A 9,384-nucleotide genomic window follows, 5' to 3' on the forward strand; every position below is an offset into this window, starting at 1 on the left:
ACTAATTATAAAATGGAACCGAAAAGTAAAAAATAAAGGTAACTTAGTTAATGCAGTTTAGATGTTTGACAGCTTATGTCCGCCCTAACATTTAAGTATATATGCTTGCTCGATCGCTATTTTAAGAGTTGGGGCGAGTCATTAAAATTCGATCGATACTCAGTATCCCTCAGCCCAGGCTTAGGTTTGTCGTGCGATCGCCAATATAGCAATTCTCAATTGCCCGCAATACAGTAAGGATACGGCGCAGTGCCTACGGAATATGTGTATTGCACTCAACAGGATAAGGTGTACCGCTGCGTGCGTACCCTAAAAAATGCAATAGAGGCGGGTTTTAGCCGGATTTGTCGATCGCAACAACCAGTCTAAAACCCGCCCCTAATGACAACAGTCAACAATTAACCGACTAATTCTTCGCCCCTACGCCAACATACATAATCGACGTATCCTCATTGATTTGGATTTTAAACAACCCAGACTTTTTGTAATCAATATAGTTAGCGAAATTAACTGTTAAAAGTTGAGCCGCTTGTTTGAAAACTGCCCTGGAAGGAAATAGCTGCTTTCCACTTGTAAGATTTCCCCAAAAACCGTGTATCTGGGCTAAAATAGCGCCCATTTCTCCAAACATATCAAAACCTTTAATTTCAATCTTGCCAAAACCCGTATCGCGCATTACCAAAGACAGTTCATCCGGGGTAACAAACTTTTCCCAATCGTGAACGCCCCGCCTAATTTCCTGCAAAATATTTTCCATCAGCCCAATCATCACAACTTGCGAGGAAAAAGTTCGGTTGATTGTGTCAAAAAAGAACAATCCCCCAGGCTTAAGAATTCTGTGAACCTCTGACACAACTTTTTTGTAATCGGCCACGTGTTCCAAAACATCCACGCAGATTACAACATCAAAGGTATTGTCAGGGTAGGGCATATTCTCGGCAAAACCTTGCCTGTAGTCAATCTCAAATCCGCTGGTAACTGCGTGATTTTGAGCAGCTACAATACATTTGTCCGATCGATCAATTCCAGAAACAATAGCGCCTCTCTCGGCCATAAACTCGCAAGAAAAGCCGCCGCCGCACCCGACATCTAAGGTTTTCAGCCCTTGCCAATTAGTCGCGTGTCTGTCGAAAAACTCAAATCTGGGTTTGTTTAGATGGTATAAGGCATAAATTTTAGCATTTTCGTCCCACCAATTATCGGCATTTTCCTCATAAAACTCTAAATCATTTTTTACTTCTGTTTTCTGCACGATTTTCTTAGTCCTGATTAGTGGGAATATAGAGGGCGATTGCACTTTTGGCTTATTTTATAGAAATGAGACAAACAAACCCGGTTTCTGTGAAAAATCCGAGGTTTCGTGACGAGTTCGCAGGCAGACACCGAGTTTCTGAATACGCGCGCGTAAGTTCTATTTTATCGTTAGTTGTGAATCGCCACAGTTTTTTATTATAATATCTCTGGCATAAATTTCAACCAGATGGCTCGCGTTTCTATTATCATCCCAGCCCTCAACGAAGCGAATTGTCTGGAACGCACCCTCCGCCAACTCAGCATCCTTAATCCTCCCCCTTGGGAAGTGTTGGTGGTAGACGGCGGCAGTCAAGACGAAACAGTGGCGATCGCACTTTCCGCCGGCATCCGCGTTATTCCTAGCAGTATAGCCGGACGTTCCGTGCAAATGAACTTAGGTGATCAAGTCGCCACCGGTGAAATTCTGTGCTTTGTCCACGCCGATACTTTAGTTCCCGACGACATTGTAGCAGTCATCCAGAAAACATTGTCCGATGCCGAAATTGCCGGCGGCGGGTTTATCTCCCTCATGGCTGGTTCACAGCAAACAAGATGGGGTTTTTCCGTCCACAATTACCTGAAAACTTATTACGCGCCGCTGTTATTTCGACCTCATTTATTTTTCCAAGGATTGCGCCTGCTGTTTGGCGACCAAGTTATTTTTTGTCGCCGTACCGATTTTTGGGAGTGCGAGGGTTTCGATGCTGCGCTGCCAATTATGGAGGAAGCGGATTTGTGTTTGAAGTTAGTGCGACGCGGGAGACTTAAGTTAGTCAATCGGGTAGTGGAAAGTAGCGATCGTCGAGTTGCGAGTTGGGGCGAATTTAAAGCTATTGCGATCTATCTTTCGATTGGTTTTTTGTGGGGTTTTGGCGTTTCCCCAAGGTATCTCAAGCAGTTTTATGAAGACATCCGCTGAAACATTAAATTTGATTAAATTCCCAAAATGTACGACCTGTAACTTTTGGGCAAATCTTTTTCCAACAGGTAAATAATCGCGCAACAACCTAACAAAGTCTCCGTAACTAAAAAGCCGAGCTTCAGCAGGGCATTTACCGGATCAATAAACTTATAAAACACTAACAAGGCATATTTCAATACTGTAGAATCCAGGAGATATATAGGGAATGAGTAAGCAGCCAATATTTTGACTAACCCAGATACTCTACTGGGAAGTGCGATACTCTTAGAAAATGCGAGGAGCAATAATACGAAGAAAATTGCGTATCCTTGAGCAGATAGTTTAAAAAACGAGCGGAGAAACCATCCCTCCGAATTAACTCCACTTATTAGGTAATATTCCCAAATGCTCGCTAGATAAAAAAGGAGTGTGGTCCCTAAAATTGGCAATTTTTTCCGTTCGATAACGGGTTGAATTCTGTCATACGATCCGCCCAAAAATAGACCAGTTGAAAATGGTAAAATCCAACTGAAAATCCAGCGCTCCATCAAAGGTAGAGGTACTGATATGTATTGGAAAGCGGTTAAGTAAAAGAAGATTGTAAAAATTGTTTGAATTGTTATGCCCAAAGCCAAAACTTTTCTGGCTTCTAAAAATATTAATTTCACGAGAAGCCACCACCAGCCGTAGCATTGAACAATCACAACGATGAAGTAATAGGGAGGCATCACTGAACCAGTCAAGATATCTCTGAGTAATGAAAGTAAATCAAATTTTTGGATTTCTCCCAACTTATTTAAGATGTACAAAGCTACTGACCAAAACAGATAAGGGGGTATAATTTTGGACAGTTTTTTTTTTGACTACCAGCGCGGGATTATTTTGATTTTCCAGTTTCTTTGTGAGAAAAAAACCGCTCAATAGTAAAAATGCAGGTACGCAAAATAGTTGAAATGTATCGATCACCACAAATAAAATTCTGTGATCGCGAAATGCCAAGAACCCAGCATGAGTAATCACCACACTGACGATCGCTAAAGCTCCGATCAAATCAAATTCAGCGAACCGATGAGAAACTTTTTGCCTCGTAAAAATTAGATTGTAAAAATTTGAATCAAATTAGGAATTTTTTGTTTGATGAGTAAGATATCATAAAAGGTTATATTTGCTCCTATCTTCACAAAACTTATGTCTGCAAAAATAAGTCTCCGAGTGCTGGGATTGAGGAAGAAAGACTATAGAGACTATTGCGAAAAAAAATCTACCTAAATTAGGTAGACTTTGAGAAATGTTCAAGCAATGAGTTCACTGTTGGCTAACCGTTGTTGTGATGGATGTGCGACGCAGAAACACTATCCAACTGATCGCGCCCGTTGCGGATCACGCGCAGCATATCGCTCAACTTGTGCTCGATATTATCGAGCACTTGGTCGGCATAATCATCGGCTCCGTTTTGAATTTCCTCGCATTCAGCCATCGCCCTGACTCTCATCTCTTCCAATTCCTCCTGAGCCTGGTAGCGAATTTGTTCGACTTCCGCCAGCGTGGCCTGCTGAATTGCCTCACAGTCGAGCAAAACTTGCTGTCGCAACTGATCTGCCTCTATCTTCGCCTGCTGGAGCAGACCCATATCGTTTAAAATTTCTGCTGCTCGCTGTTCTGCTGCTTCTATCACTTCCTGAGCGTAAAGTTCCGCCTCTTGAAGCAAGTCGTCTTTGTGCCGGATGATTGTCTCGGCTTCCTGAAAGGCGATCGGCAAATTTAGCCTCACCAAGTCTAACTGATCGAGCAACTGTTCTTCATCCACCAGAGTGCGTCTGGTCATGGGAATTCGCGGGCTGTCGAGAACAATTTCCTCAAGCCTGTTCAATTCCCGCTGGATGTCTACTCCTGCGGTTCGGGTGGGATCTCCGAAGGCGGCTGTGTTCTGAGGTGGTTCGTTCTCAGTGCCGATGCCGGTACTATCGGGTTCGATGCGAGTTGGTTCCTGCTGGCGTAACATTTGTAAATATCTAGGGCGACGTGTTTCGGAACAAGATGATCTACGGAGCCACCAAACTTGGCTATTTCTTTAACTACACTACTACTTAAAAAGCTGTACTCGTTAGAAGTTGCCAAAAAAACTGTTTCAATTTCACCCAGAAGGGTTTTATTGGTGTGGGCCATCTGGAGTTCCATTTCAAAATCTGTTAATACCCGGAGCCCCCGCAGCAGCACTTTGGCTTGTCGAATCTTAGCATAGTTTACTGTCAAACCCTCAAAACTGTCTACTTCTACATTTGGCAAGTGTTGGGTAGAGCGCCGGATCTGCTCGATCCGTTCCTCTACGGTGAAGAGAGGGGTTTTGCTGGGGTTTCTGACTACGGTAACAATTATTTGATCGAACAGTTTAGATCCCCGCTCGATAATGTCTGCGTGACCGAAGGTAATGGGATCAAAGCTGCCTGGATATATTGCAATCACGAGTTTGGCTCAACGGAGTGCGGGAGTGGAGGAGTGGAGGAGTGGGGGAATGGGAGAGTAGGATAGTGGGGCAGTAGGAGAGTGGGAGAGTGGCAAAGCCGGAGATGTGGAAAATCTTCCTTCTTCCTTCTTCTGACGGACATCGGACTGACATCCGTTACATCCGTGGAGCGAATCCGTTGCCGAACTTCCCTCTTCCTTCTTCCCTCTACTTTTTCATGGAATGAGCTTTGTAGAAAGTTTCGAGGCTTTGCTTGTCGCCCACAAACCGCCAGTGCCAAGGCTCGTAACTGACGCCTTGGCCATTGTTTTTGGGGAAGGACATTTCAAAGCTGAAGGCGACGGCGTTGGCTTCTAACCACTTGAATGCTTGGGTATTTTCAAAACTGGGGCTGAGGTTGTGTTCCGGGGCAGTGCCGTCGCCGATGTCGATCGCGTAACCGGTGTGGTGTTCGCTGTAACCTGGTGGGGCGCTGACTTCGGCTCGCTTGCTGGCGTTTTGCCTGCGTTCGGCTTTCACGTCAAAAAATACGTGCTGTTGGTCTTGCAGGGAACGAAAGCCGGATATGGGAGCGAAATAGATGCCTGATGCTGCAGCGGCGTTGACCATTTCCTGATATTTTGCTGCTGCCCCGGAGCGGAGTTTGACGCTACCGTCGGAGGTGACGCTTACCAAGTCTTTGGCTGGTGCTTCTGGGTACGGCAAGTGTCCCAGCAGGTTTTCTGGTATTGCGGGGACTTTTGGGGTGGTAGCTGGACTCGCGACAGACGGAGACGCGGAACTTGTCGGCGCTGAGTCTTGTTGAGTTTGCTCTGCCTGACTGGTGGCTGGGAACAAGTTAAAGTTGAGGTGCAGCCAGATGCTGACCCCAAAGGCTAAGGCGGCCAACCCTAGCAGTTTCCAAATCAGCCCTTTTTTCTTGGACTGACTCTGCCCTGCTTCTGGGTATGGGTGGTCTCGCACTGCTTCTGGAATTTCGTCGGCGACAAGCTCCGAGGCTTGCGGGGGTTTTCTTGACAGACTAGCGTTATCCAAGCCAGCTCCACTCCTGCACTTCAATAAGGCTCAACGTTACAAATTGTAGACCGATATGGGCGATCGGACAGCTACAATTGCCGCTGAGAATATATCATCTCTTTCACACTTCGCCCTGTCCCATCCGCCAACTCTCGCATTTGTTGCTTGGGCCCACAGTCGATCGTCCCTGTGAGGTCGAACTGGTTGGCGCTGGTAGCGCTGGTTTATTTTAAGTGTAATTTGTTACTGTTCGATAAAATCGAACAATTCTGCGATCGACACATCAAACGTCCGCGCCAATTTTAGCAGAACACCGATGTCAGCCATTGCCATACCGGGCGATCGGGCATAACTTTTAACAGTATTGGAGGATACCCCGGAGCGAGCGGGTACTTCAAAAGAGCGATCGGGGTTCGAGCGCCGTTAAGGTCTAATTAGTAGTTTAAAGCTCGATCGACCAAAATCAAACATTACCAACTTCCGCCAATTCAGCACCACCAACAGAACCTTCGTCTTCCCCTTTCTCCCCTTCATCAACCGCAACTGTTAACTTCAATCCCAAAGCCTTCAGCCAATTAGCCAAAGCATAAATTGTCGCGCTTCCATTCTGCGACAACAAAACATCTAATTTTTCCAGATGCAATGAGGCGTCCTCATCTGACATAATTGGTTCGCCCAGAGCCTCAAATACATCTCGAAGCGATTTTCGCATTATTCCCATCTCTAAATCGCCTTCTTCCTCTTCTTCAAAGATCAGTGAGAGGTAAGCAGCAGCATAATTTTGGTCTTTGAAATTGGAAATTTTAAAAGAATGATAACTATCACTCGTCGGCACTTTGGCGTCTTTCATAATCTCTCCAGTATTCCTGAGCTTTAACAATGTCTTGGTCTTGAGTGCTTTTATCTCCACCGCACAGGATAAGCACAATCGTAGCTCCCGCTTGTCCAAAGTAGATTCGGTAGCCCGGGCCATAGTCAATCCTTAATTCCCAGACTCCTGCGCCAACTGAGCGATAGTCTCCTAAGTTGCCACCGCTAACCCGCTGAAGCCTTTTATCAATCCTAATTTTAGCGTTAACATCCCGCAGGGCTGTAAACCATTCTGCAAAGGGAACTGTGCCATTTTGTCTGATATAACGCTGAATTTCACGCTTGTTGTACTTCCATAAAGTCGATCGTACTTGCACCCTCATCTTAATATCGGCGATCGACCCGTATCCAACCTTCTTCACCTGGGCCAACTCAAAATCGCCGATCGAAAAAAACTCTGCCGTCAGGGGAGGTGTAACGCTCACTTTCACGCTTGTTGCGCTTCCATAATCTTGATTCTAGCGACGATCTCACTCCAATCTGGCAGCCGCCCGATCGCCCCTTGACTCCATGCGCTACAATTATTAAGAAATCTTTAGTTAGATCCGTTTAACGTTCCAGACGCATTATGAGTCTTCCCATTCGCAACGTCGCCATCATTGCTCACGTCGATCACGGCAAAACCACCCTTGTGGACGCTCTCCTCAGACAGTCCGGGATCTTCCGCGAAGGGGAAGAAATCCCAGATTGCGTCATGGACTCCAACGACATCGAGCGCGAGCGTGGCATTACCATCCTTTCCAAAAACACCGCCGTCAGGTACGGAGAAACCCTGATCAACATCGTCGATACCCCCGGACACGCGGACTTCGGCGGAGAAGTCGAACGAGTTCTCGGCATGGTTGACGGCTGTCTGCTGATCGTAGACGCCAACGAAGGCCCGATGCCACAAACCCGGTTCGTACTCAAAAAAGCCCTAGAAAAAGGACTGCGCCCGATCGTCTTTGTGAATAAGATCGATCGCGAGCGAGCCGACCCCCACAAAGCCGTCGATAAAGTTTTGGATCTGTTCCTCGAACTAGGTGCTGACGACGATCAGTGCGAATTTCCCTATCTCTTCGGTTCCGGCTTAAGCGGTTACGCCAAAAAACACCTCGAAGACGAAGGGGTAGATATGAAGCCCCTGTTTGAAGAAATCCTCGACCACGTACCACCCCCCGTAGGCGACCCCAACAAGCCACTACAACTGCAAGTAACCACCTTAGATTACTCAGAATACGTCGGTCGCATTGTCATCGGCCGCATCCACAACGGCACGATTAGAATTGGTCAACAAGCAGTCTTAATCACAGAAAGCGGCGCGCTTGTCAAATCAAAAATTACCAAATTGATGGGCTTTGAAGGCCTGAAGCGGATTGATATCCCAGAATCTTCTGCTGGTAATCTTGTCGCCGTTGCTGGTTTTGCTGATGCGTATATTGGCGAGACAATTACCTGCCCCAACGACCCGCAAGCGCTGCCTTTAATCAAGGTAGATGAACCGACTTTGCAGATGACTTTCTCGGTGAACGATTCGCCGTTCTGCGGTCAAGAAGGTAGTTTAGTAACATCGCGACAAATTCGCGATCGGCTAATGCGAGAACTCCAAACCAACGTCGCCTTGCGCGTCGAAGAAACCGACTCTCCCGACAAATTCCTCGTATCCGGCCGTGGCGAACTCCACCTCGGAATCCTGATCGAAAATATGCGTCGCGAAGGATACGAATTCCAAGTATCCCAGCCCCAAGTAATCTTCCGCGAAGTCGGCGGTCGTCCCTGCGAACCTTTTGAATGTTTGGTGTTAGACGTACCCGAAGAAGCAGTCGGCGGCTGCATCGAACGCCTCGGTCAGCGGAAAGCAGAAATGCAAGATATGCACGTCAGCAGCACTGGTCGCACCCAAATCGAATTTTCAGTCCCCGCTCGCGGTTTGATTGGATTCCGAGGCGAGTTTATGCGCTTGACTCGCGGCGCTGGAATTATGAATCACAGCTTCCTCGACTATCGCCCCCTCGGTGGAGAAATTGTCGCCCGTCGCAACGGAGTATTGATTTCCTTTGAAGAAGGAGTTGCAACTACTTATTCACTGAAAAATGCTGAAGACCGCGGCGTATTTTTCATTACCCCCGGAACCAAGGTTTACAGAGGGATGATTATCGGGGAAAACAACCGAGATGATGACATGGAGCTGAATATTTGCAAGTCGAAGCAGTTGACAAACCACCGCGCATCTGGCGGTGAAGAATTGGCGCAATTGCAAGCGCCAGTCGATATGAGTTTGGAGCGTGCTTTGGAGTACATCGGTCAGGATGAATTGGTGGAAGTAACACCACAATCAATTCGCTTGCGGAAGGTTTCTAAGAAGTTGGTCAAACGCTAAAACAACTTGTAGGGTGCACAATGTGCACCCTACTGGTGAAACGCTAAAAAAGCCTGTAAGGTGCACAATGTGCACCTTACGTTTTATCGGCAGTAACAACCTGCCATAACTTAAAAAATTATATATTATCCAATTGTGCTTTGGTTATTTTACTTAATTCTCCACTTGAAAGCTGATATTTATCGGTAGGTATTTGCCCCAAAGCCTTTAAACACCATGCAAATAAGGTTCTCAGAGAAGCACAAGTATTCGGATTAGATAAAACCTTTTCAACATCAAGTCTATCGAGAATTCTGCCGCCGTGTTCCTTTTCATTAAATCCCGAATATATCTGTTTTAGTTCACCTTTGGGATGGCGAATCGTTTCCACATCTCCCTCGTAATCGTTTAAGCTGGTTCCTAACCATTACTCACAAGTTAAGCTAAAAGCACTATTGTCAATGAGTGATTTTACTCATCTTTTACCTGTTGACCCAATTA

The 9,384-nt window shown here is 46.3% G+C and carries 11 protein-coding genes; 2 read left to right on the forward strand and 9 right to left on the reverse strand.

What is annotated here, in order from left to right; genetic code table 11:
* Positions 1 to 406 precede the first annotated feature (406 nt).
* Positions 407 to 1,252 carry a bifunctional 2-polyprenyl-6-hydroxyphenol methylase/3-demethylubiquinol 3-O-methyltransferase UbiG gene (gene ubiG / locus QUB37_RS28490; RefSeq protein WP_333168515.1) on the reverse strand — a complete coding sequence of 282 codons (846 nt, stop codon included), beginning with the start codon at positions 1,250 to 1,252 and terminating at the stop codon, positions 407 to 409.
* Positions 1,253 to 1,480: 228 nt separating this feature from the next.
* On the opposite strand from ubiG, the gene QUB37_RS28495 reads away from it, so the two are divergent.
* Positions 1,481 to 2,212, forward strand: a complete 732-nt coding sequence (locus QUB37_RS28495; RefSeq protein WP_333168516.1) for a TIGR04283 family arsenosugar biosynthesis glycosyltransferase — start codon at positions 1,481 to 1,483, stop codon at positions 2,210 to 2,212.
* Between the two features lie 14 nt (positions 2,213 to 2,226).
* Here the strand turns inward: QUB37_RS28495 and QUB37_RS28500 are convergent, their stop codons facing one another.
* The 7 genes from QUB37_RS28500 to QUB37_RS28530 form a co-directional block, all read right to left on the reverse strand.
* Positions 2,227 to 3,003 (reverse strand): acyltransferase family protein, encoded by a 777-nt coding sequence (locus QUB37_RS28500; protein WP_333168518.1) that lies wholly within the window; start codon positions 3,001 to 3,003, stop codon positions 2,227 to 2,229.
* Positions 2,987 to 3,217: a hypothetical protein gene (locus tag QUB37_RS28505; RefSeq protein WP_333168529.1), complete on the reverse strand. Its 231-nt coding sequence runs from the start codon at positions 3,215 to 3,217 to the stop codon at positions 2,987 to 2,989. Before QUB37_RS28505 ends, QUB37_RS28500 begins: the two co-directional genes overlap by 17 nt.
* 292 nt (positions 3,218 to 3,509) lie before the next feature.
* The gene (locus QUB37_RS28510; RefSeq protein ID WP_333168520.1) at positions 3,510 to 4,196 is read right to left on the reverse strand and encodes a DivIVA domain-containing protein; all 687 of its coding nucleotides are present in this window, start codon (positions 4,194 to 4,196) and stop codon (positions 3,510 to 3,512) included.
* Positions 4,079 to 4,657, reverse strand: a complete 579-nt coding sequence (coaD, locus tag QUB37_RS28515; protein WP_333168522.1) for a pantetheine-phosphate adenylyltransferase — start codon at positions 4,655 to 4,657, stop codon at positions 4,079 to 4,081. The genes QUB37_RS28510 and coaD overlap by 118 nt, the downstream gene beginning before the upstream one ends.
* Before the next feature lie 208 nt (positions 4,658 to 4,865).
* Positions 4,866 to 5,693, reverse strand: coding sequence for a M15 family metallopeptidase (locus tag QUB37_RS28520; RefSeq protein ID WP_333168524.1), 828 nt, complete (start codon positions 5,691 to 5,693; stop codon positions 4,866 to 4,868).
* A gap of 445 nt (positions 5,694 to 6,138) precedes the next feature.
* A complete protein-coding gene (locus QUB37_RS28525; protein ID WP_333168525.1) occupies positions 6,139 to 6,525 on the reverse strand; it encodes a transcriptional regulator in 387 nt (128 codons plus the stop codon).
* On the reverse strand, positions 6,497 to 6,868 hold the full coding sequence (locus QUB37_RS28530) for a type II toxin-antitoxin system RelE/ParE family toxin (RefSeq protein ID WP_333168530.1): 372 nt from the start codon (positions 6,866 to 6,868) through the stop codon (positions 6,497 to 6,499). Before QUB37_RS28530 ends, QUB37_RS28525 begins: the two co-directional genes overlap by 29 nt.
* 245 nt (positions 6,869 to 7,113) lie before the next feature.
* Between QUB37_RS28530 and typA the strand changes: the two genes are divergently transcribed.
* Positions 7,114 to 8,904, forward strand: coding sequence for a translational GTPase TypA (typA, locus tag QUB37_RS28535; RefSeq protein ID WP_333168526.1), 1,791 nt, complete (start codon positions 7,114 to 7,116; stop codon positions 8,902 to 8,904).
* A gap of 118 nt (positions 8,905 to 9,022) precedes the next feature.
* Here typA and QUB37_RS28540 read toward each other — a convergent pair whose 3' ends face one another.
* A complete protein-coding gene (locus tag QUB37_RS28540; protein WP_333168528.1) occupies positions 9,023 to 9,274 on the reverse strand; it encodes a hypothetical protein in 252 nt (83 codons plus the stop codon).
* Positions 9,275 to 9,384 lie beyond the last annotated feature (110 nt).

Origin of the sequence: Microcoleus sp. AT3-A2, assembly GCF_036705685.1 — a bacterium.
Lineage (GTDB): Bacteria > Cyanobacteriota > Cyanobacteriia > Cyanobacteriales > Microcoleaceae > Microcoleus.

Excerpts from the sequence above, each read along its gene's own strand:
- QUB37_RS28495 (WP_333168516.1), top strand. The coding sequence starts at position 1,481 with ATGGCTCGCGTTTCTATTATCATCCCAGCCCTCAACGAAGCGAATTGT.
- QUB37_RS28510 (WP_333168520.1), bottom strand. The coding sequence starts at position 4,196 with ATGTTACGCCAGCAGGAACCAACTCGCATCGAACCCGATAGTACCGGC.
- QUB37_RS28525 (WP_333168525.1), bottom strand. The coding sequence starts at position 6,525 with ATGAAAGACGCCAAAGTGCCGACGAGTGATAGTTATCATTCTTTTAAA.
- QUB37_RS28530 (WP_333168530.1), bottom strand. The coding sequence starts at position 6,868 with ATGAGGGTGCAAGTACGATCGACTTTATGGAAGTACAACAAGCGTGAA.
- typA (WP_333168526.1), top strand. The coding sequence starts at position 7,114 with ATGAGTCTTCCCATTCGCAACGTCGCCATCATTGCTCACGTCGATCAC.